Source organism: Novosphingobium sp. BL-S-19, assembly GCF_055521675.1.
The window spans coordinates 854,668-875,041 of record NZ_CM145498.1; the positions used below are offsets into that span (position 1 = coordinate 854,668).

19 protein-coding genes are annotated in these 20,374 nt (G+C 67.4%); 14 read left to right on the plus strand and 5 right to left on the minus strand.

Annotation, left to right across the window (positions count from 1 at the left end):
- Nucleotides 1-3: 3 nt before the first annotated feature.
- The 6 genes from ACZ1JV_RS12430 to ACZ1JV_RS12455 all read left to right on the plus strand — a co-directional run bounded on the left by ACZ1JV_RS12430 (nt 4) and on the right by ACZ1JV_RS12455 (nt 6,927).
- The gene (locus ACZ1JV_RS12430; protein ID WP_465151793.1) at nt 4-1,125 is read left to right on the plus strand and encodes a glycosyltransferase family 4 protein; all 1,122 of its coding nucleotides are present in this window, start codon (nt 4-6) and stop codon (nt 1,123-1,125) included.
- A complete protein-coding gene (locus tag ACZ1JV_RS12435) occupies nt 1,122-2,225 on the plus strand; it encodes a glycosyltransferase (RefSeq protein WP_465151794.1) in 1,104 nt (367 codons plus the stop codon). Before ACZ1JV_RS12430 ends, ACZ1JV_RS12435 begins: the two co-directional genes overlap by 4 nt.
- A 65-nt stretch (nt 2,226-2,290) precedes the next feature.
- Nucleotides 2,291-3,418 carry a glycosyltransferase gene (locus ACZ1JV_RS12440; RefSeq protein WP_465151795.1) on the plus strand — a complete coding sequence of 376 codons (1,128 nt, stop codon included), beginning with the start codon at nt 2,291-2,293 and terminating at the stop codon, nt 3,416-3,418.
- A complete protein-coding gene (locus ACZ1JV_RS12445; protein WP_465151796.1) occupies nt 3,415-4,521 on the plus strand; it encodes a GumK N-terminal domain-containing glycosyltransferase in 1,107 nt (368 codons plus the stop codon). The genes ACZ1JV_RS12440 and ACZ1JV_RS12445 overlap by 4 nt, the downstream gene beginning before the upstream one ends.
- Nucleotides 4,518-5,780: a polysaccharide biosynthesis protein gene (locus tag ACZ1JV_RS12450; RefSeq protein WP_465151797.1), complete on the plus strand. Its 1,263-nt coding sequence runs from the start codon at nt 4,518-4,520 to the stop codon at nt 5,778-5,780. Before ACZ1JV_RS12445 ends, ACZ1JV_RS12450 begins: the two co-directional genes overlap by 4 nt.
- Nucleotides 5,781-5,784: 4 nt before the next feature.
- Nucleotides 5,785-6,927, plus strand: coding sequence for a glycosyl hydrolase family 28 protein (locus ACZ1JV_RS12455; RefSeq protein ID WP_465151798.1), 1,143 nt, complete (start codon nt 5,785-5,787; stop codon nt 6,925-6,927).
- Between the two features lie 24 nt (nt 6,928-6,951).
- Here ACZ1JV_RS12455 and ACZ1JV_RS12460 read toward each other — a convergent pair whose 3' ends face one another.
- Complete coding sequence (locus tag ACZ1JV_RS12460) at nt 6,952-7,650, minus strand: murein L,D-transpeptidase catalytic domain family protein (RefSeq protein ID WP_465136066.1); 699 nt, start codon at nt 7,648-7,650, stop codon at nt 6,952-6,954.
- 104 nt (nt 7,651-7,754) lie between these two features.
- Here ACZ1JV_RS12460 and ACZ1JV_RS12465 point away from each other — a divergent pair, with 104 nt between their 5' ends.
- The 5 genes from ACZ1JV_RS12465 (at nt 7,755) to ACZ1JV_RS12485 (ending at nt 10,690) form a co-directional block, all read left to right on the plus strand.
- Nucleotides 7,755-8,210, plus strand: a complete 456-nt coding sequence (locus ACZ1JV_RS12465; RefSeq protein WP_465136065.1) for an XRE family transcriptional regulator — start codon at nt 7,755-7,757, stop codon at nt 8,208-8,210.
- A gap of 71 nt (nt 8,211-8,281) precedes the next feature.
- Nucleotides 8,282-8,839, plus strand: coding sequence for a hypothetical protein (locus ACZ1JV_RS12470; protein WP_465151799.1), 558 nt, complete (start codon nt 8,282-8,284; stop codon nt 8,837-8,839).
- Between the two features lie 99 nt (nt 8,840-8,938).
- A complete protein-coding gene (locus ACZ1JV_RS12475; RefSeq protein WP_465136063.1) occupies nt 8,939-9,400 on the plus strand; it encodes a Dps family protein in 462 nt (153 codons plus the stop codon).
- A gap of 199 nt (nt 9,401-9,599) precedes the next feature.
- Nucleotides 9,600-10,220 (plus strand): 6-phosphogluconolactonase, encoded by a 621-nt coding sequence (locus tag ACZ1JV_RS12480; RefSeq protein WP_465151800.1) that lies wholly within the window; start codon nt 9,600-9,602, stop codon nt 10,218-10,220.
- Entirely contained in the window at nt 10,208-10,690 is a 483-nt protein-coding gene (locus ACZ1JV_RS12485; RefSeq protein ID WP_465151801.1) for an NUDIX domain-containing protein, read from the plus strand. The genes ACZ1JV_RS12480 and ACZ1JV_RS12485 overlap by 13 nt, the downstream gene beginning before the upstream one ends.
- On the opposite strand, the gene dinB is transcribed toward ACZ1JV_RS12485, so the two are convergent.
- The 4 genes from dinB to hflK form a co-directional block, all read right to left on the minus strand.
- Nucleotides 10,687-11,802, minus strand: coding sequence for a DNA polymerase IV (dinB, locus tag ACZ1JV_RS12490; RefSeq protein WP_465151802.1), 1,116 nt, complete (start codon nt 11,800-11,802; stop codon nt 10,687-10,689). The genes ACZ1JV_RS12485 and dinB overlap by 4 nt on opposite strands.
- Before the next feature lie 234 nt (nt 11,803-12,036).
- Complete coding sequence (locus ACZ1JV_RS12495) at nt 12,037-13,578, minus strand: Do family serine endopeptidase (protein WP_465152554.1); 1,542 nt, start codon at nt 13,576-13,578, stop codon at nt 12,037-12,039.
- Nucleotides 13,579-13,737: 159 nt separating this feature from the next.
- Complete coding sequence (gene hflC, locus ACZ1JV_RS12500) at nt 13,738-14,574, minus strand: protease modulator HflC (protein WP_465151803.1); 837 nt, start codon at nt 14,572-14,574, stop codon at nt 13,738-13,740.
- Complete coding sequence (gene hflK / locus ACZ1JV_RS12505; protein WP_465152555.1) at nt 14,574-15,866, minus strand: protease modulator HflK; 1,293 nt, start codon at nt 15,864-15,866, stop codon at nt 14,574-14,576. Before hflK ends, hflC begins: the two co-directional genes overlap by 1 nt.
- 197 nt (nt 15,867-16,063) lie before the next feature.
- Here hflK and ACZ1JV_RS12510 point away from each other — a divergent pair, with 197 nt between their 5' ends.
- Genes ACZ1JV_RS12510 through hemH form a run of 3 tightly spaced genes read left to right on the plus strand, consistent with a single transcriptional unit; the run spans nt 16,064 to nt 20,306 of the window.
- On the plus strand, nt 16,064-17,047 hold the full coding sequence (locus ACZ1JV_RS12510; RefSeq protein ID WP_465151804.1) for a P-loop NTPase: 984 nt from the start codon (nt 16,064-16,066) through the stop codon (nt 17,045-17,047).
- Nucleotides 17,047-19,317, plus strand: coding sequence for a molybdopterin cofactor-binding domain-containing protein (locus ACZ1JV_RS12515; protein WP_465152556.1), 2,271 nt, complete (start codon nt 17,047-17,049; stop codon nt 19,315-19,317). Before ACZ1JV_RS12510 ends, ACZ1JV_RS12515 begins: the two co-directional genes overlap by 1 nt.
- Nucleotides 19,317-20,306, plus strand: a complete 990-nt coding sequence (gene hemH / locus ACZ1JV_RS12520) for a ferrochelatase (RefSeq protein WP_465151805.1) — start codon at nt 19,317-19,319, stop codon at nt 20,304-20,306. The genes ACZ1JV_RS12515 and hemH overlap by 1 nt, the downstream gene beginning before the upstream one ends.
- Nucleotides 20,307-20,374: the final 68 nt, after the last annotated feature.

Below are 20,374 nucleotides of genomic sequence, written 5' to 3' on the forward strand. Positions count from 1 at the left end.
AACATGCGCGTAGTCATCAATGGCCGCTTTCTCGACAAGGCCACCACCGGGGTCGAGCGCTATGCCCGCGAAATCGTGCGGGCTATCGACGGGATGGTCGCGGCGGACGATCCACAGGTGCGGGGGATGCAGTTCGTCGTCGCCCGCCCGCAGTCCGATGCCGCTGCCTTCACCAGCGCCATTCCCGAAGTGCGGGGCGGTCCGTCGCGCGGGGTGGTGTGGGAACAGACCACCTTGCCCCGCATCGCCGGTGGCGCCGCGATCCTGAACTTGTGCAACATGGCGCCGTTGCTTGCCCGCGCGCAGGTGACTTGCGTGCACGATGCGCATCCCTGGCTGATGCCGGAGAATTTTTCCGCCGCGTTTCGCCGCTGGTACGATCTGATGATCCCGCTGGTGCTGCGGCGCAGTGCCCGCTGGACCACGGTTTCCCAATTCTCCGCGCAGAAATTGCAGGACCTGAAGATCGCGCGGCGCCCGCCCGATGCGATCACTTACAACGCGGCGGACAATTTTGCGGCGATCGCGCCCGAAAGTCTGGACGGCCTGCCCGATGCGGTGCGCGGAAGTTTCGTGCTGTGCCTGGGCAGCCAGTCGGCCAACAAGAACATCGGGCTGATCGCGGGGCTGGCGGACGAACTGCGTTCTCACGGCATTGCCGTTGTCGTGGCCGGCGGCGGAATCAGCAGCATCTTCGGTTCGCGCGACGGCTATGGCGGCGATGTCGTCGATCTTGGCCGCGTGTCCGACGGCCAGTTGAAGGCGCTTTATGCTCGCGCGCTGGCTTTCGTCTTCCCGTCGTTCTTCGAAGGGTTCGGTGTGCCGGCGGTGGAGGCGATGCAGATGGCCTGCCCGGCGATCGTTTCCAACACTTCGGCGCTGCCCGAGGTGGTGGGCGATGCGGCGATTCTGGCCGATCCCACCGATGCCCGGCAATGGCTGGACGCGATCCTGCGCATCCGGGACGAGCCGGGCCTGCGGGACGAACTGGTCCGCAAGGGCCACGAACGCGCGGCCCGCTACAGTTGGGAGCACTCTGCCCGCACCATGGTCGCCCTGTTGAAGGACGCCAGCGTCAAGAACGCCGCACGCAAGAACGCCGCGCTCAAGGATATCGCCGCATGACCGATCTGGACATCAAGGTCCTGCACGTGTGCGAATGCCTGCCCGGCGGGCCGGCCAGCTATCTGCAGGAAGTGCTGCCCGCGCAGATCAGCCAGTTGGGCAAGCGCAAGGTGGCTATCCTGGTGCCGCAGAGCCAGATGCACTTGCTGCCGGACAGCCCGGGCCTGCTGGCATTCTCCTACGAACAGCAGCAGCGTACCGTGCCCGCCACCTTGCGGCTGGCCAGCGCCGTGCGGCGGATCGTCCAGCGCTATCGCCCCGATGTCGTGCATCTGCACAGCACTCTGGCCGGCGCCATCGGGCGGCTGGCGGTGATCGGCACGCGTCCGCGCCCCAAGACGGTCTATTGCGCGCATGGCTGGATGATCGATCCGGACAAGCCGCTGACCGGCCGATCGGTGGTCGCCGCGATCGAGCGTTCGCTCAGCCACGTCACCGATCGGATCGTCAATATCTCCCCGCATGAGGCGGACTTCCTGCGCCATAGCGGGTTTCCGGAGGACAAGCTGGGCCTTGTCGTCTCCGGCATCGGCGATTTGCCCGCCGCGCCGCCGCTACGGCCAGCCGAGGCGCCCGGGGGGCCTGTCCACCTGCTGTTCATCGGGCGGCTGGACCATCAAAAGGGCTTCGATCTGCTGCTGGACGCCTGCGCGCGTCTGCCGCAGGGCAAGGCGAAATTGACCGTGGTGGGCGACGTCGTACGCGGCGACCGGCGGCCCAGCGCGGAAGGGTTGCCTATCGAGTTCAAAGGCTGGCTGCCGCGCGAAAGCGTGGCGCAGGCGATCGTGGAGGCGGATGCGGTGGTCATGCCCAGCCGCTGGGAGGGTCTGCCGCTGGTCGCACTGGAAACGATGCGCGCCGGCCGCGCGCTGATCGCCACCAATGGCGGCGCTTTTCCGCATCTGGTGGCCGACGGCGTGACCGGGGTGCTGGTGGACAATGCGGATCCGGATTTCCTGGCCGCCGTGCTCGAACGCTACGGGGTCGCCGAGTTCCGCCGCATGGGCATTGCCGCGCGCGAGCACTTCGAAACGCGGTTCCGCGCGGAACGGATGAACGAGGAACTGCTGGGGCTTTATCGCGATCTGGCTGCGGCGTGATCGCCGCCCGGCCGCCCGCCCGCGACTATCTAGGACAATTCGGCATGGATCAAAGCGACAGGCAGATGACGGATATGGCAGCGGATCGGATGCCGCTTAGGGTGCTCTATGTGGTCCCGCCGTCAAAGCAGTTCGCGGGGATCGAGCGGGTGACCGACGAGATCGCATCGGCGCTCGCGACTTTCGAAAACCCACGTTTCGATGTCAGTGTGCTCTATTTTCGCGACTATCCCGAAGTCGTCGACCCCGCCTATGCGGTCATTCGCGGGGAGGCCGAGCGCACGCGGCACATTCCCGCCGCCGTCCAGCGCGTGCTGGACCGGCAGGGTTTCGACATCGTCGTGGTCCCCCAGTTCGAAATCGCCTTCCTCTGCCTGCTGCAGGATCGCCTGCGCGGGCGGCGGACGAACATCGTGCTTCACCTGCACGGCAATCCGGAGATCGAGCGCGCCGTATCGCTGAAATCGCGGGTGCTGTTTGCCTTCCTGAAACCGGCCGCGCCCCGGTTCGCGGGCGTAATCGCGGTTTCTCCGGGATTGGCGCGCCATGCCGCTGCGATGATGGGCGGCGGGGTAGCGGTGGAGCACATGCCCAACCCGGTCCGCCAGTTGGGCGACCATGTGCAGGTGGGCGAAACCGCGCTGGCCAGCCGAAACTTCGTCACGGTGGCGCGGCTGGCCTATCAGAAGGGGCACGATATCGCGATCACCGCCTTCCGCCGCGTGGTCGATGAATTTCCCGATGCTCGGCTGACGATCGTGGGCGAGGGGCCGGAACGTCCCAAGCTGGAGGCGCTGATCGAACGGCTGGGATTGCAGGACAATGTGCGCCTTGCCGGCATGGTGGCGGATCCGTCGGCCGAACTCTCCGCCGCGCGCGCCTTCGTTACCGCGTCGCGCTGGGAAGGCTTCGGCGTCGCCATTGTCGAGGCGCTTAGCGTGGGCCTGCCGGTGGTGGCCGCCAAGTGCGATTTCGGGCCGGAGGACCTGATCGTCGCCCCCGAACTGGGCATCTTGGCCGAACCCGGCGATCCCGATGCGCTGGCGGATGCGATGATCCGGCAATTGCGGCAGGAACCGCGCCCCGATCACGTGAGCATTCGCCGACGCCATGCCGCCGCCAGTGCCAAGGCCGCCGTCGTCGCGCGCCACGCCGCCTATCTTGCCGACCTGAAGCGGAGCCTGCGGGCATGAGCGCCTTTCCGGCCCCCTATCTGGTGATCAGTTCCGCGCACGATTATCGTTCGAAGAAGCGCGCCAATATTCATTTCATCACCGACGCGCTGGCCGCGCGCGGTGAGACGATGTTCCTCAGCACCCATTCCAGCGCGCTGTCGAAGCTGAAAGGGCGCGATACCCGGCATCGGCAGTTTCCGGAGATGGGGCTGACCGCCAATGGCGTTTCCTGCTACCTCTGGCACTCGCTGCTGCACCCGGTGAACGTGGCCTCGGCAGCGGGGCGCGTGTGGAACCCACTGGCGAGCGCGGTCTACCGCCGGCGGATGCCGCCAATCGTGCGCGCCATGATCCGCAAGGCCGCCACCATCGTCGTCGAGTCCGGCAGTGCAGTGGCGCTGCTCTCGGAAATCCGCCGCCTGAACCCGGCGGCGAAAGTGATCTACAACGCGTCGGACACGCTGGGGACCATCGGCCTCAGCCGCTATTACGACGATCAGCTTGCGGAAGCGGCGCCCGCCATCGCTTACGCCCGGTTGCCCTCCGCGTTGATGATCCCCGATCACCGCAGCATCGCCGAGCACCGCGTGATCGCGCATGGGCTGGACGATGCGTTCTTCGCCGGTTCCCTGCCCGATCCCTATGAAGGCGCGCGGGCGGCGGTTTCGGTGGGATCGATGCTGTTCGATCCGCAAGTGTTCGACGTCGCCGCGCAGGCCTTTCCCGATCTGCAGTTCACCGTGATCGGATCGGGGCATCAGGGCACCGACCGCGCCAATCTGCACTGGCTGCCGGAAATGCCGTTCCGCGACACCATTCCCTATATCCGCCACGCCACCCTGGGAATCGCGCCTTATCGCTCTGCGCTGGCGTCGGACTATCTGATCGATACCTCCATGAAGCTGCTGCAGTTCGAGGCGGCGGGGCTTCCGGCGGTCTGCCCGGACTTCGTGCAAGGCGGCAAGCCCACGCGGCACGGCTACCGCGTCGGCGATCCGGCCTCCATCGTCGCGGCCATGCGCGCCGCGCTGGATGCGCCCAAAGCCGCGCTGGCGGCCCCGCGCACCTGGGACCGCGTGGTGGACGAGATGCTGGCGCCCTCGGCAGGAGCCTCCGCATGAAGCTTTCCTGGCTGCTGCTGGCGCGCCTGATGGCGGGCGGAGTGGGCTTCCTGCCCCCGCTGGTGGCGGCATCGCTGCTGGACGGGTTGCAATACGGGCTGGGCGCCAGTTCCTTCGCGGTGGGGATGCTGGTGATCGGCCCGGTCGCCCAGTATGCCAAGCAGGGCTATCTGCGATCGATCCTGCTGCCGGACCGGCCGGACATTTCGGCCTGGCACATCCTGCTGGTGTTTCTCGCGCTGGTCACGACGGGCATGGCGGTCAGCCATGTCGCCATGGGCGTGCCCCTGATGGCGCTGGCGGCGATCTTCGTGGCAGTGTGCTCGCTGGCAATCGCGCGGATCGAGGAAGTGCGGCAGGTTGCGCTGGACCGGCAATTGCTGGCGGTATGCCTGTTCTACGTGGTGCCGCCGGTGATGCTGACACTGCTGTTCGCGGCATCGTGGTTCTTCGCGCTGCATCCAGACTGGATGGCGATCTCGCTGGCGATGTCCGCCGCCTATATGGTGCCCTCGCTGCTGTCGATCGCGTTGCGCCGGGGACTGGCGGCGCTGACCATGCAGCCGATGCGGATGGAACACGTGCGCCTGCTGTGGAGCGAGAGCCGCACGTTTCTGGTCAGCGGCATTGTCATGTCCGCCACCGAAAGCCTGCCCACCCTGGCGCTGACCGCGCTGGGCGTGCCGCAGGCGGTGGCGACCTTCGAACTGGTGCGCAAGCTGTCCTCCGCCGTCTCGGTGTTCCTCCATGGCCTGTCGATCGCCTTCGCCCCGCGGCTGATAAAGGCAGCGGCCGAGCAGGACTGGACCGCCGTACGCGGCACGATCTGGCGCAACACGCAGCTTTCGGTGGCTTTCGCAGCCGTCTACCTGCCGTTGGCGGTGGCGGCGGTGCTGATCCTCGGCCGGCTCGGCTGGATCCATGCCAGCGTTTCGTTCGACCTTGCCCTGCCGCTGTTCGCCAGCGCCTTCGTCACGTGCGTCGCCGCGCCGTTCGGCATGGCGGTGGCGGCGCTCAATAGCGAGAAGTGGTGGGTGATCGGCGGCTTCCTCGGTGTAGCCAGCTTCGCGGCCACACTGATGCTGGCGCCGCTGCTGGGCGCGGCGCAGACCGTGGCCGTGGCGGTGCTGCTGCAGAATCTGGTGCTGAGCGTGACGATCGGCGTCGTCGTCTCGAAGCTGGTGCTGCTGCACTTGCGCGAGGGCGCCGGGCGGGCGCCCGTACTCGATACGCGAAACCTTTCGCTGGAGCCGGAGTGATCCGATGACCAGACCCGTCCTCTCCCGCCGCGCCATGGTTGCCGCGCTGGCCCTGCTGCCGGTCGCGGCGCGCGCCGCAGCGGCCGCACCGGTGCGCGACATTCGCGAGTTTGGCGCGATTTCCGACCCGGCACGCGACCAGCAGGCCGCACTCCAGCGTGCGCTGGACTGGTGCTCGCAGGCGAAGGGCGTGCTGCGGCTGGAGAAGGGCGGCACTTATTGCCATTCGGACATGCTCGCCCTCGACGGCGGCGCGATCGAGGGCATGGGCGCGACCCTTAAGGCGCTCGACCCCAACAAGGGCCGTCTGCGCCTAACCGGCAGCGGCGCGCGGGTCAGCGACCTGACGCTGACCTCCCCGGCGACCAAGCGCATTCAGGCCTATTCGGGCTTCGGCCTGCTGGTGCAGGCGGCGCATGGCTTCACGTTGACCAATGTGACCGTGCGCGGCGCGGCGACGGCGGGCATTGCGCTGGACGATGCGCATGGCGGCACGCTGCGCCGCATTCTGGTGCGCGATACGATGGCGGACGGGCTGCATATCACCAACGGATCGTCGGACATCGCGGTGAGCGACTATCAGGCGATCAATACCGGCGACGATGGCTTTGCCGTGGTCAGCTATGACCGGCCGAACCAGAAGGGCCGCCGCGTCACCAACGTCCGGGCGAGCCGGCTGACGATCACCGACGGCCATGCGCGCGGCGTGGCGGTGGTGGGCGGTGCGGACGTAACCGTGTCCGACGTGCGCGTGGTGCGCTCAGCCTGTGCGGGGCTCTACCTCAATTCGGAGCGTAGCTACGGCACCTTCGGCAATGCGCGCATTACCGCCCAGCGCGTGACGCTGGTGGACTGCGTGACGCGCAAGGGCATCAATCAGGGCGCGGTGCATATCCAGGGCCGGCCCGATTGCAGCGTGCAACGCGCCGGTGCGGACGCCATCGCCTGCTCCACGCAGGGGGTGACTGTATCGGACCTGGAGATCGATGGCCTAGGCCTCGGCGCGCGGGCCGGGGTAGTGGCGGCGGGATCGGTGCGTGACGTGCGCGTCACCGGCCGGCGCGGCGCGGGCAAGTGGTCTCGCCCGGCGGCGCTGGTCGATCCCGGCGTGCGCGATCCGGGCGCAGTATCCCTGAAGATTTCGTAGCCAACCCCAAGGTCGGCTCAAACCTCAGGCCACCTTGGCGGCGTAGATCATCCGGCCCGAACCGAGGTGGTCGAACGCGCGGTTCAGCAGGCTGTCGCCTACCGCAAGGCAGCCTTGGCTACGGCCCAGCTTGCCGTGCACCGCGATCATCGACGGTTCCGCATACCAGGCCCCGTGGATCACGATGGCACGTTCCAGCGCGTTGCTGTTGCTGGCGTCCAGCCCGATCAGTCGCTGCGAACGGCCGTGGCGGCCGAAGTAGTAATCGGACGTCAGATAGGCGCCTTCACTGGTCGCGTTGGAACCGGGGCTGTTGGAGAAGCGTTGCAACCATCCGGTGTGGCTCGGATCCGAACCGCTGCCATGGGCGACATGCAGCGTGGAGGTGGTGCCTCCCACCAGGTCCACGAGGTGCAGACGCGGGTCGGACGAGGAGGAGGAGAAATCGACGATGCCGATTCGATCCCGCATCACCCGGCCGCCATGGCGGTCCAGCGCAGCCATCGCGGCATCGAACAGCGCGGGGTTCACCCCGGCACGCACGGCGGGCAGCGCCGCCGGAGCGGTGGGCGCCACGCCGGGGCCGGGCAGCGGTGCGCGCGGCAGTTCGGGCAGCACGCCGCCCACGCCGAAGGGCGAGGAGGAAATGGCGCTGGCCGCAGTCGAGGAACTCGCCGCAAATGCCGTCGCGGCGACAATGAAGTTACGTCGGCTGAAATTCATATCGTCGCCCCATTAGGGCAGATTCGTCGACAAGGTCTTGGAGTGATTCTCATAAATCGTCACAACGTGCTGTATTCGCGTTCATCGTCAGGAAAGCGTTCCGCATGACTGCAACCCGCTCCGGCGCACCCACCAGCGATGAGTATCGCAAGGCAGTTTCGGCAATTATCCGACAGATCCAGAAGAGCCAGGCCCTCAATGATCGCCAGCTCGCCGAAAGGCTGGGATGTTCGCCGGGAACGATTCGCAATGCGAAGTCCGAAGCGACCAGCCTGGATCCGATGATGCTGCTGGGCATCGAAAGGATCTTCGGCCCCGGAGCCATAGACCGTTGCCTTGGGCTGGCGCAAGTCCGCGCGGTGGCCTTGCCCGAACGGATGCTGGGCGTCGACCCCATCCTGGCACTGGTGGAGGCGCTGCACCGGCTGGTAGAGGCGCAGGCGGTGGATAGCGAGGGCGGCAAGCGGATTACCCGGCACGAACTGGGCAAGATCCTGACCGAGCTGCGGCAGGGCCGCGCCGCGCTGGACGCGCTGATTGCGCGGGCAGACACACGGTGAGCTTGCGCAAGACAATTTCGGGAAACTGGTCTAACTAGCCGGTAACAAGTGGAATTTCCTGGAAGGCCCCGATGTCCGCCTTTTACCTGACATGGATCGCGGTGCTGCTGGCCGGGTTCGGCGCGCGCGATCAGGCGACCGTGGCGGGGCTGTCCCGGCGTCAGGGCGCACGGCCGGGTGTGCTGCTGGTGGCGCTGGCCTGCGCGGTGCTGACCGCAGGCGTGGCCGCATGGGCGGCCAGTCTCTTGCTGGTACAACTGCCGCTGCCGGCGCGCGCGATTTTCGCGGGAATTGCGCTGGCGCTGGCGGGCGCCGAACTGATGGTGCTGGTGCCGCGCCGCGCGCCGAAAGAGCCGACCAATTCGCTGGGCGCACTGGCGCTTGTGCTTTTCGCCCAGGAACTGACCGACGCCGCGCGCTTTCTGGTCTTCGGGCTGGGCGTAGGACTGGCGGCACCCTTTGCGGCCGGGGCTGGCGGTGCATTGGGCGGCGCGGTGCTGGCGGGGGCGGCCTGGGCGGCGCCAGAGATGTTCCAGCGGCCATGGCTGCGCTGGGGCCGGCGGCTGATCGGCCTGCTGCTCCTGCTGGCGGCAGCGGTGCTGTTCCTTCGGGAATTCTCACTAGTCTGATCGAAATTTCGCATTCGAACCAGTCTTCAATTCATCCGTTCACCACTCTACACTTCACCCCGACATCCCCCCATGACTGTCCAATCAAGGAACCAAGGCATGACTTCCAAGAACGACAATTCGAAGGCAGCGCTGATCGATAGCCTTAACGGGCTGCTGGCCGATACCTTCGCGCTCTATGTGAAGACCAAGAACTTCCATTGGCACGTCAAGGGCCCGCAGTTCCACGACCTGCACCTGCTGTTCGATACGCAGGCGACGGAAATCTTCGGCCTGACCGACCTGATCGCCGAACGCGTGCGCAAGCTGGGCGGCACCACGCTTACCTCGATCGGTTCGATCGGCGCCAAGACCTCGATCGCCGATCAGGACAAGACCTCGCTGGACGCGATGGCGATGGTGAAGGAACTGTTCGAGGACAATTCCTCCTACGTCGCCTCGCTGAAGGCGACCAAGGAACTGGCCGGCGACGCGGGCGACAATGCCACCGACGGCATCATCGACGACTGGACCGACCAGGCCGAACAGCGTGCCTGGTTCCTGCGCGAAATTCTCGCATAAGGTATTGGTTTGAGGAAAATGCCCGCAAGGGCATTTTCCCGGCGGCACCGGCCCGCTCCCCCGCCCGACCTCCCAGATTCTACCCGGTAGGGGAGATCGGGCGGGGGAGCGGGCCGGTGCCGCCAATTTCGCCTGAGGCGAATTTTAAACCAACTCTGCTACTGGCTCTTGGGCGGGCGGGAGTGCTAATGCTCCCTCCATGCCCAAGCTGGAAATCATCGAAAACGCCGATAACGCCGCCATCGCCCAGTGGTTCGCCGCGCGCCTGAAGGCCGCGCTTGCCACCAGTCCGGACGATATCGCGATCACCGTTCCCGGCGGCTCCACGCCGTTCCCGATCTTCGACCTGCTGGCGAAGGAAGACCTGCCCTGGCACCGCATCGCGGTCTGGCCGGGGGACGACCGCATCGTCGATGAGGATCACCCCGCCAGCAACGTGGGCAAGATCCGCGCCCGGCTGGAGCCGGTGGGCGCGCAGATCGTGCCGTTGACCGAAGATGCGCAGCCGCCGCACTTCGCCATCGCCTGGATGGGCATGGGCGGCGACGGGCACATCGCCTCTCTATTCCCCAACACCGATCCGCAGGCGGACGATCCTTATCCGGTCCGCCGCCTGACGCCCGATCCGCTGCCGCCCGAAGCGCCGTTCGACCGCGTGAGCCTGACCATCCCGGCACTGGTAGACAGCGACGAGATCGTTTTCGTGATCCGCGGCGAGGACAAGCGCGCGATCTTCGAGGCGGCGACGAAGGGCGAGCATGACCTGCCCATCGCCCGCCTGCTGCGCGCGGCCCGCCACAAGGTGACGTGCTTCTGCTGAACCTTCTGCCCGCCAGCCTGCACCGGGCCCTCTACCGCATCGCCCACCGCGTGCGCATGGCGGTCTGGCGGGTGCGGCGCCCGAAGCTTGAAGGCGTGCGGGTCTTGGCTTTCGATCCGGAGGGACGATTGCTGCTGCTGCGCCACTCCTACGGATCGGGCAAGTGGATGCCGCCCGGCGGCGGCATGAACCGCGCCGAAAGCGCGCTGGCCGCCGGAATGCGCGAGTTCGAGGAAGAGACCGGCCGCCCGCTGCTGAACGGCCGCGAACTGCTGGCGGTGGATGAGGATCTGCAGGGCGCCAGCAACCGCGTGCACATGGTCGTCGGCCGGGTGGAGGGTACACCCCGGTGGGATGGGCGAGAGATCGTGGAGATCGCGCTGTTCCCGCTCGATGCCCTGCCGGAAGCGATGCCGACGGGGCTCGCCCGCAAGATCGGCGAATGGGTGGAGCGCATGAACGCGGGTTAGAGAAGGGTAAGTTGCCCGTCCTTCGCGGGGCGTACCTCGTCCTCGCCCCGTTCCAGTGCCGATAGCGTCAAGCCCATCAGCCGGATCGGCTGGGGCAGGGGCATAAGATCGTCCAGCAGGGCATGGCCGATGGCGGAGAATTCCGCCTTGTCCGCCACGAAATGGTGGAGCGATCGCGCGCGCGTCAGCGTGGTGAAATCGGCATAGCGCAGCTTCAGCGTCACCGTGCGCCCCCGCGTATCGGCGCGTTCGATGCGGGCCCAGACGATCTCGACGATCTCGTCCATCGTCGCGCGCAGGGTGTCGGCACCCGCGATATTCTCGAAAAAGGTGCGTTCCCCGCCAACGGACTTTCGCGGCCGGTCGGCGCGGACCTGGCGCAAGTCCACGCCCCGCGCGGCACGGAACAGGTACTCGGCGAAACTGCCGAAGTTGGCGCGCAGGAAGGCCAGATCCTTGGCGACGAGGTCTGCGCCGGTCTCGATCCCCAGCCGCGCCATCTTCTCCGCCCCGCGCGGGCCCACGCCGTGAAAGCGCCGCACCGGCAGCCCTGCCACGAACTGCGCGCCTTCGCCCGGGCGGATCACGCAGAGCCCGTCGGGCTTGTTCTGGTCGCTGGCCAGTTTTGCCAGGAACTTGTTGTAGGAGACGCCCGCGCTGGCGGTAAGGCCGGTCTCCGCCTTGATGCGGCGGCGGATCTCCTCGGCAATGCGGGTGGCGGAGCCGATGCCCTTGAGGTCCGCCGTGACGTCCAGATAGGCCTCGTCCAGCGAGAGCGGCTCCACGTGGGGGGTGTAGTCCAGGAAGATCGCGCGGATCTGATCGCTCACCTGGCGGTAGACGTCGAAGCGGGGCTTGCGGAAGATCAGGTCCGGGCAGAGCCGTATTGCCCGGGCCGATGGCATGGCGGACCGCACGCCGAACTTGCGCGCCTCGTAACTGGCGGCGGCCACCACGCCGCGCTGGGAGGATCCGCCCACGGCGACCGGCTGGCCCTTCAGCGAAGGCTCGTCGCGCTGTTCGACGCTGGCGTAGAAGGCATCCATGTCGACATGGATTATCTTGCGCAGGCCGTCCGCTTCCTCTTCGCGTTCATGATCGGCCGATGACATGGGCCCGTTATAGCGAGGCGACCGACAGGCTCCAGATGCGAAAACGCCCGCGGGTTTCCCGGCGGGCGCTTCGATTCAGGGTTCGTTTGAAAATCCGCCGCAGGCGGATTTTGGCGGCACCGGCCCTCTCCCCCACCCGACCACCCATCAGGGTACACTAGTGGGTGGTCGGGTGGGGGAGAGGGTCGGTGCCGCTTAGGAAATGCCCTTTCGGGCATTTCCCAAACAACGCTCTTAACGCAGGCGCACCGGCACGAAGGCGGCGGGCTGGCCACGCGGCTGAACGCGCAGTAGGATCGCGGCGCGATTGTCGGCCTTGGCCGCCTTGATCACGTTTTCGAAATCGGCCTTCGACGTCACCGGCTGGTTGTTTGCCGAAAGGATGATGAAGCCGCGGGCAAAGCCCTTCTGGCCGGCGTCCGAGCTGGGATCGACCGAGATGATGACCAGGCCCTTGGTACCTTCCGCCGCGCCCAGCTGGCGGGCGATCGTAGAGGTCAGCGGGGTCACCGAAAGGCCGGTGGCCTTTTCGATCACGCCCTGCTCCTGCTGCGCCGGCGGGTTGTTGAAGGCGTCGGTGTCCTGATCGTCGCCGCTGCTGTCGAAGCTTTGGGCCAGATCGTCCTCGCTCGGGCGCTGGGCTACCGTGGCGGTCACCGTCATGCGGCGGCCGTTGCGGATCAGTTCGACCGGAACCTTGGTGCCCGGCGTCGTATTGGCGACGATGAACGAGAGGCTCTGGTCGCGCGTCACTTCCTTGCCGGCGACCTTCACCACCACGTCACCAGCCTGGATGCCGGCCTTGGCGGCGGCGCCATCGGCGACGACGCTCTGGATGAATTCGCCCTTGTTGTGTTCAAGGCCAAGCGAATCCGCCAGATCTTCGTTCAGCGCCTGGATCTGCACGCCCAGATAGCCGCGCTGGATCTTTTCACCCTTGATCAGTTTCTCGACGATGGGCGAGGCGATTTCCGAAGGAATCGCAAAGCCGATGCCGACGCTGCCGCCGGTGGGGGAGAAGATGGCGTTGTTGATGCCGATCACCTGCCCGCTCATGTCGAACATCGGGCCGCCCGAGTTGCCGCGGTTGATCGAGGCGTCGGTCTGGAGATAGCGGTCGTAGGCACCGCCGGCACCGGTGTTGCGGTACACGGCGGAAACGATGCCCGCGGTGACCGTGCCGCCCAGGCCGAAGGGGTTGCCGATGGCCACCACCCAGTCACCCACGCGCGCCTTGGAGCTGTCTCCGAACTTCACGAAGGGCAGCGCCTTGGGGGCGGTGATCTTCAGCACCGCAAGGTCCGAAGCAGCGTCCTTGCCGATCAGCTTGGCCGGATACTCGGTACCATCGGGCATGATGACGGTGATCGATTCGACCTCGCCCTTGCCCTCTGCGGTGATCACGTGGTTGTTGGTGACGATGTAGCCGTCGGCCGAGACGATGAAGCCCGAACCGAGCGACTGCGCCTCACGCGTCTGCGGGCCGGAGCCGCCGCCGCCACCGCCGAACAGGCCCTCGAAGGGCGTGCCCGCGAAGGGATTGGCGCCGCCGCCTTGCACTTGCACGCGCTGGCGGGTGGAGATGTTGACCACGGAGGGCGCCAGCTGCTCGGTCAGGTCCGCGAAGCTTGCCGGGGCGCCCGATCGGGGCACCACGCGGGCCATCTGGCTGGCTTCGTTCTGGGCGACCTGGGCGCCAGCCGGATAGCCGGCGAGCAGAGTGGCGGTCGCGCCTCCCAGCAGGAGCGCTGTGGTCAATCCATAAGCGTATCGCACGGGCTTCACGTCCTTTGATTCCTCCGTCCTGGCGGTGCAGGGTCACATCCTGTCGTCATCGCCCCCGGTTGACGCTCCGCGAGCTTAACCGGATTTGAATGGCGCTCTCGCGTCGGGCCGGTGCAAACGCGCGCCGATCCGTTGATCGTTCGGAAAGCCTTACGGTTCCCGGAAATGCTGAAGATAGGCGTTGTCGGGCGAAAGCAGAATGGTCTTGCCGGACTCGCCCTTGGCGAACGAGATCGAATAGCTCTTCATCGCGCGGTAGAAGTCGTAGAACTTGGGATCCTTGCCAAAAGCTTCGGCATAGATGCGCGCGGCCTGCGCCTCGGCATCGGCGCGGATGATCTGCGCATCCTTGTTGCCCTGCGCGGCGATCGTCTTGGCTTCTTCCTGGCGCGTGGCCTGCATGCGGGCGAAAGCGCTTTCCAGCGCGCCTTCTGGCAGGTCCGCCCGCTTGATCCGTACGTCAACCACTTGCGCGCCATATTCGCGGGCCTCGCGGTCCAGCCCGTCACGGATATGGGCCATGGCCTCGCCCCGTTCCGCCGTCAGCAGCGACTGGAAGGTGCGCTTGCCCAGTTCCTGCCGCACGACGGAGGAGAGGATGGGCTGAAGCTGCTCGGTCACGTTCTCGGTGGTTCGCGCCGTCTGTACCATCTTTACCGGATCGATGATCCGGTAGCGGGCGAATGCATCCACGTTCAGGCGAAGCTGATCGGTGGAGAGTACCTGTTCCTGCTGCATGTCCACCGAAAGCAGACGCTTGTCGATGCGCACGGCGCGCTCAAGACCGGGGATGCGCCAGTGGATGCCGGCATCGGTGGCGCCGAACGGTGCGCCGGGAACATAGCCGTTGTACACGCGGTCGGGCCGGCCGGTGCGCACGACCACGACCTGTTCGGTCTCCGGCACCACGATGACGCTCATCAGCACCGCGACGGCGACGACGCCCCCGGCGATCCAGGCGGCCTTGTAGTTCTGCCACACGCCCATCACTGGCCTCCCTGCGTGGCGGCCGGGCCGGCGGTGACGGTGATGTCGCCCGGCGCGGGATCGATGCGGCGCTTCATTTCCGGAAGCGGCAGGTAGCTCGTCATGTTCTTGGGTTCGGCCACGACCGTATCGTTCTGGGAGATCACGCGCTCCATCGTCTCGTAATACATGCGCCGCCGCGTCACTTCGGGTGCCAGCTTGTATTCCTCGTAAACCTTGTCGAACGCGGCAGCCTCACCTTGTGCGATCGCCAGCGTCTGCTGCGCGTTGGCGCGTGCGTTGGAACGGTCGCGATCGGCTTCCTGCTGGGCGACGTTGACCTGATCGAACGCCGCGCGGGTCTTCGATGGCGGGTCCGCCTTTTTGATCTCTATGCCCTGGATCGACACGCCGGAACGATAGTAATCGAGGATGCGCTGCGTCCGCTCGCGCACGTCGCGTTCCACGCTCGCGCGGCCGGCGCCGGACAGCGCCTCGTTCAGAGACACTTGGGCGATGGAGGCGCGCATGGCGGCCTCCGCCACTTCGCGCACGGTGTCCTTGGGATCGATCAGGCGATAGGAATAGTCCGTCAGGTCCTTGATGTTCCAGCGGACCAGATAGCTGAGGTCGACAAGGTTCTTGTCGCTGGTCAGCATCAGCTTCTCGCTCTCTCCGTCGGGGATCGTGTCCACCGCGAAAGAGCGCACGTCGGTCTTGTCCACCTGCTCGATCGGCCAGGGCAAGGTCAGCGAGACGCCGGAATCGATCACGCGCGAGAAATGGCCGAAGCGCGTGACAACGCCCTGTTCCTGCGGGCTGAGCGAGTGGATGCAGGACAGGAGCACTACGCCCAATACCGCCACGCCGATGCCCAGCGGCAGCCACGAGGTGCCATCGGCGCGGCGCGGCAGGTTGGGGAAACCGCCGCCCAGGCCGCCACCGCCGGAACCGCCGCCGCCGCGGCGCGGATCGCGCGGGCGGAAAATGTCTTCGATGCTGGCGGAGCGGCGCGGCGGCGTGCCGCCGCTGGGCAGCCAGGGATTGCGCGGCCCGCGCGGATCGTTGGGGCCAGGCCTGTCGTCAGGCCTGTCGCCGCCCTTTCCAGTGGGAGCCGATCCGCCCTTCGCGCCTTCGCTGTTGCCGGGGGCATTGCCATCGGGTCCACCCGGCGCGGCGCCTTCCGGGCCGGGGGCATCAGAGCCGCCTTCAGCACCGCCGTCAGCACCGGGGTTCCCGGAACCGTGTCCATCGTCCCCGCCCTGACCGTCTCCATCGCCGCCTGAACCCCAAGGGCTCTTGCGGCCGGTCATGGCGAGTGCTCCGCCGGAGCCTGTATCTTGTGCGGCACCAAGGCCGGCGCGTGAGATGGCGTCACCGAATGCTGTCATGTCCCCATCTATAGGAAGCCTTTTTCATCAAAAACAGTGCCTCTCTTGCCCTTTTTCCTCGACTGGGCCACCTGAACCCTGTTCATGCCCCATTCTCCCCACATTCTTTGCAGGACTTCATGACTACCCCCGATGCTTCCGGCCACGATGCCGATCGCCTGAAATCGCTGATTTCGCCGGACTTGGCGCCGCGCGTGCGATCGTTGCGGCTGACCGATGGGCGCGCGGTCGTGGTGATCGACGGCACCGGCCTGTCCGTGCAGGAACAGGCCGCGATCGAACCGGCGGTGACGGCGGCGCTGAAAACGGCGGAAGGTGTCGGCGAAGTCCACGTCGCAGTCATGGGCGAAAAGCCGCGCCAGCACATCCTGGCGGTGGGATCGGGCAAGGGCGGCGTCGGCAAGTCCACGCTGGCGGCCAATCTGGCGGTGGCGCTGGCCCGGCTGGGCCGCCGGGTCGGTCTGGTGGACGCGGATATTTCCGGCCCGTCGCAGGCGCGGCTGCTCGGCACCGAGGGGCAGCGCCCGGTCGCGCATGAAAGCCGGCTCGTGCCGGTGGCCAGCCAGTGGGGCGTGCCGGTGCTGTCGATGGCGCAACTGTCCGAACCCGGTCAGGCGATTGCCTGGCGCGGATCGATGGTGGCGGGCGCGGTCACCCAGTTTCTTGAGGCGCACTGGGAAAATGCGGAAGTCATCGTGGTCGATCTGCCGCCCGGCACCGGCGACGTGCAACTGACCATGCTGCAGAAGTTCAAGCCGGCCGGTGCGGTGATCGTCTCCACCCCGCAGGATCTGGCGCTGATGGACGCCGCCCGCGCGGTGTCTCTGTTCGAAAAGAGCGGCGTGCCGGTGGTCGGCGTGGTGGAGAACATGGCCGGCTATGCCTGCCCGCACTGCGGCGAAGTGAGCGATCCCTTCGGCGTGGGCGGCGCGGAGGCAGCGGCGCGAACGATGGGGCTGGACTTCCTGGGCCGCATTCCGCTGGACATCGCGATCCGGCGGGACAGCGATGCCGGCACCCCGCCGGCCGCCGGAACCGGCCCGCAGGCGGAAGCTTTCGTGGCGCTGGGCCGCCGCATATCGGATTGGCTGGACCAGATCTGATGCAGGTTTCGCGGCGCGGCGTCCTGATCGGTGCGCTGGCGGGCGGCGGCCTTGCCGTCGGTTATCTGCTGCGCCCGCATCGCTTTGCGCTGCCGCTGGAACCCGGGCCGGACGAATATGCTTTCGGTGCCTGGATCAAGATCGGCGCGGACGGCGTGGTCAGCGTCGCAGTGCCGCAAGTGGAGATGGGGCAGGGCGTGACCACGCTGCTGCCGCAAGTGGTCGCCTGGGAACTGGGCGCGGACTGGCGGCAGGTGGCGGTGGAGCCCGCGCCGGTCAGCGGGCTTTATGCGAACACCGTGCTGGCGGCCGAATGGGCGCCGCTGTGGATGCCGCTGGCGCCCTCGCTGGCCGAAGCCCCCGACGCGTTCGTCACTCGCCGCTGGGCGCAGGACCATCGTTTCAATGTGACCGCGAACGGCACTGCGCTGGCCGCCTATGAGGAGCCGGCGCGCGCCGCAGCGGCTTCGGCGCGGGCCCTGCTGGCGCAGGCCGCCGCCGCGCGCTGGGGCATCGCTGCAGAGGAATGCGAAGTGGGCGCGGGGCTGGTCCACCATGCCGGCAAAGTGCTGCCTTTCGGCGTGTTGGCAGCGGAGGCGGCGGCACTCTCGCCGCCCAATCCGCCGCCGCTGCGGCCCGATTTTCCCGCAGAAAAGCCCGGCGAGTTCCCGCCCGGCGCGAAGCTGCACTATCCCCGGCTGGACCTGCCTTCCAAGGTCGATGGATCGTGGATATTCGCCGGCGACGTCCGCCTGCCGGACATGTTGCGTGCCTCCATCCGCCATGCCCCGCTGGTCGGCGGCAAAGGGGCGATGGCCGAAGTCTCCGCGCTGGACGAGCAGGCGGGCAAGTCCGTGCGCGGGTTCCATCGGTTCGTGCACGGGCCCGGCTGGGTCGCCGCCGTTGCGGATGACTGGTGGAGCGCGGAGACGGCACTGGTCCGCGCCCGGCCGCGCTACCGCGTGATCGGCGCGCTGGATAGCGACGTGGTGGACAACGCGCTGGACGCGGCGATGCGCACCGGCGCGGGGGAGCGGATTCACCGGACCGGCGATGAGGCTACCGTGGACGGCTTGCTGCCGTTCCAGGTCCGCTACGAAGTCGCGCCGGCCACCCATGCGACGATAGAAACTGCCAGCGCCACGGCGCGCTTCGCGGACGGCAAGCTGGAACTCTGGATCGGCACGCAGGCCCCCGAAGCGGTGCGCGCAGCGGCGGCAGAGGCCGTGGGCATCGGCCCGCGCGCGGTCGTGCTCTATCCCGTGGCGCTGGGCGGCAGCTTCGACTTGCGGCTGGAATGCCAGCACGCCGCGCAAGTCGCACAGCTGGCGAAGACGATGGAACGGCCGGTGCAACTGACCTGGCCGCGCGGAGAAGAATTCCGCGCCGCTTTCCCGCGCACGCCTGCAGTGGCGGTAATGGCCGCGCGCCCCAATGCCGAAGGCGGCATCGCCGGCTGGCGCGCGCGCATCGCCGTGCCGGCCAGCGCCCGCGAATTTGGCCGCCGCTTCTTCGACGGGGACAGCGCCGGAGACGCGATAGCCGCCGTGGCGGGCAAGGCCGATCCGATGGCGCTGGAGGGTGCGGTTCCCGCCTATGCCATCCCCGCGCTCGCCGTCGACCACATCACCGCGACCATCGACCTGCCGACGGCGCGGATGCGCGGCAATGCGCATGGCTATACCGCGTTCTTCAACGAGAGCTTCGTGGACGAATTGGCCCATCGCGCCGGGCGGGAGCCGCTGTCCTATCGCATGGCGATGCTGGGCGGCGATCCGCGTCTGGCCGAATGCCTGCAGCGGGTGGCGGCGCTGGCCGAATGGGGCGGCGGGGGAGACAACAGCGGGCAGGGCATCGCCTGCCACGTGATCGGCGCGGGGCGCATCGCGGTGATCGCCAGCGCCCGGCGGGACGAGAACGGTGTGCGGGTGGACCGGCTGAGCGCGGTTGCCGACATCGGCCGGATCGTCAATTACGACATCGCCCGCCAGCAGATCGAGGGCGGTCTGGTGTTCGGGCTGGGCCTGACCCTGGGCTGCGCGCCGCGCTATGTCGGCGGGCGGCCGGACAGCGACCGGCTGGGCGACATGGCGCTGCCCGCGCTGGCCGATTGCCCGCGCATCGAAGTGGACTTCATCGAGAGCAAGGCCGATCCGGCCGACCCCGGCGAACTGGGCACCGCCGCCGTCGCTCCCGCCGTCGCCAATGCGCTTTACTCGGCGACCGGGCTCCGCTTCCGTCGCCTTCCCCTGTTTGCCGAGGAGTTCTGATGGCCACTTCCGATCCGCGCATCGGCGTGCTGCTGGTGAACCTTGGCACCCCCGATGCCCCTACCGCGCCGGCGGTGCGCCGCTATCTGGCGGAATTCCTGTCCGACCCGCGCGTGGTGGAAATCCCGGCGATCGCGTGGAAGCCGATCCTTCACGGGGTGATCCTGCGCACGCGGCCGGCGAAGTCCGCCCATGCCTATGGACAAGTCTGGACCGACAAGGGCTCTCCCTTGGCCGCCATCACCGCCGCGCAGGCGGAAAAGCTGCAGCAGCGGTTGGGGGCGGACATCACGGTCGACTGGGCAATGCGCTATGGTAATCCCGCCATCCCCGCGCGTCTTGCCGCGATGAAGGCGGCGGGCTGCGACCGCATCCTGATCGCACCGCTCTATCCGCAATATTCGGGCGCGACGACGGCGTCGGTGGCGGACAAGGTGGGGCAGGCGATGGCGGCCATGCGCGCGCAACCGACGCTGCGCACTCTACCGCCCTACTACGCCGATCGCGTGCATATCGACGCTCTGGAAACCGATCTTTCCCGGCAGCTGGAAGCGCTGGCCTTCGTGCCCGAAGTGCTGGTGCTGTCGTTCCACGGCATGCCGCAGCGTACGACCGACCTTGGCGATCCCTACTACTGGCATTGCCGCGAGACATCGCATCTGCTGGTCGAACGGCTGCAGCCGCGTTTCCCGGCGCTGCGCATCGAAACCAGCTTCCAGTCCCGCTTCGGCCGCGCCAAGTGGCTGGAGCCGTCGACCGAGCACTTGCTCGAAACCGAGGCGAAGGCAGGCACCCGCCGCATCGCCATCGCCGCGCCGGGCTTTTCGGCCGACTGCGTGGAAACGCTGGAGGAACTGGCGATCCGCGCGCGCGAAGTGTTCGAGGGTGCGGGCGGCAGCGATTTCGCGGTGCTGTCCTGCCTCAATGACACGCCTGCAGGGATCGACATGCTGGAGGCACTGGTCCGCCGCGAACTGTCGGGCTGGTGAGAGAGCCTCTGGAACCACGCGGCTTACACTTAACAAGGATTTAACGCCCGGTTTTCCGGTGGACCATG

Excerpts from the sequence above, each read along its gene's own strand:
- ACZ1JV_RS12430 (WP_465151793.1), top strand. The coding sequence starts at position 4 with ATGCGCGTAGTCATCAATGGCCGCTTTCTCGACAAGGCCACCACCGGG.
- ACZ1JV_RS12435 (WP_465151794.1), top strand. The coding sequence starts at position 1,122 with ATGACCGATCTGGACATCAAGGTCCTGCACGTGTGCGAATGCCTGCCC.
- ACZ1JV_RS12440 (WP_465151795.1), top strand. The coding sequence starts at position 2,291 with ATGACGGATATGGCAGCGGATCGGATGCCGCTTAGGGTGCTCTATGTG.
- ACZ1JV_RS12445 (WP_465151796.1), top strand. The coding sequence starts at position 3,415 with ATGAGCGCCTTTCCGGCCCCCTATCTGGTGATCAGTTCCGCGCACGAT.
- ACZ1JV_RS12450 (WP_465151797.1), top strand. The coding sequence starts at position 4,518 with ATGAAGCTTTCCTGGCTGCTGCTGGCGCGCCTGATGGCGGGCGGAGTG.
- ACZ1JV_RS12455 (WP_465151798.1), top strand. The coding sequence starts at position 5,785 with ATGACCAGACCCGTCCTCTCCCGCCGCGCCATGGTTGCCGCGCTGGCC.
- ACZ1JV_RS12460 (WP_465136066.1), bottom strand. The coding sequence starts at position 7,650 with ATGAATTTCAGCCGACGTAACTTCATTGTCGCCGCGACGGCATTTGCG.
- ACZ1JV_RS12465 (WP_465136065.1), top strand. The coding sequence starts at position 7,755 with ATGACTGCAACCCGCTCCGGCGCACCCACCAGCGATGAGTATCGCAAG.
- ACZ1JV_RS12470 (WP_465151799.1), top strand. The coding sequence starts at position 8,282 with ATGTCCGCCTTTTACCTGACATGGATCGCGGTGCTGCTGGCCGGGTTC.
- ACZ1JV_RS12475 (WP_465136063.1), top strand. The coding sequence starts at position 8,939 with ATGACTTCCAAGAACGACAATTCGAAGGCAGCGCTGATCGATAGCCTT.
- ACZ1JV_RS12480 (WP_465151800.1), top strand. The coding sequence starts at position 9,600 with ATGCCCAAGCTGGAAATCATCGAAAACGCCGATAACGCCGCCATCGCC.
- dinB (WP_465151802.1), bottom strand. The coding sequence starts at position 11,802 with ATGTCATCGGCCGATCATGAACGCGAAGAGGAAGCGGACGGCCTGCGC.
- hflC (WP_465151803.1), bottom strand. The coding sequence starts at position 14,574 with ATGGGCGTGTGGCAGAACTACAAGGCCGCCTGGATCGCCGGGGGCGTC.
- hflK (WP_465152555.1), bottom strand. The coding sequence starts at position 15,866 with ATGACCGGCCGCAAGAGCCCTTGGGGTTCAGGCGGCGATGGAGACGGT.
- ACZ1JV_RS12510 (WP_465151804.1), top strand. The coding sequence starts at position 16,064 with ATGACTACCCCCGATGCTTCCGGCCACGATGCCGATCGCCTGAAATCG.
- ACZ1JV_RS12515 (WP_465152556.1), top strand. The coding sequence starts at position 17,047 with ATGCAGGTTTCGCGGCGCGGCGTCCTGATCGGTGCGCTGGCGGGCGGC.
- hemH (WP_465151805.1), top strand. The coding sequence starts at position 19,317 with ATGGCCACTTCCGATCCGCGCATCGGCGTGCTGCTGGTGAACCTTGGC.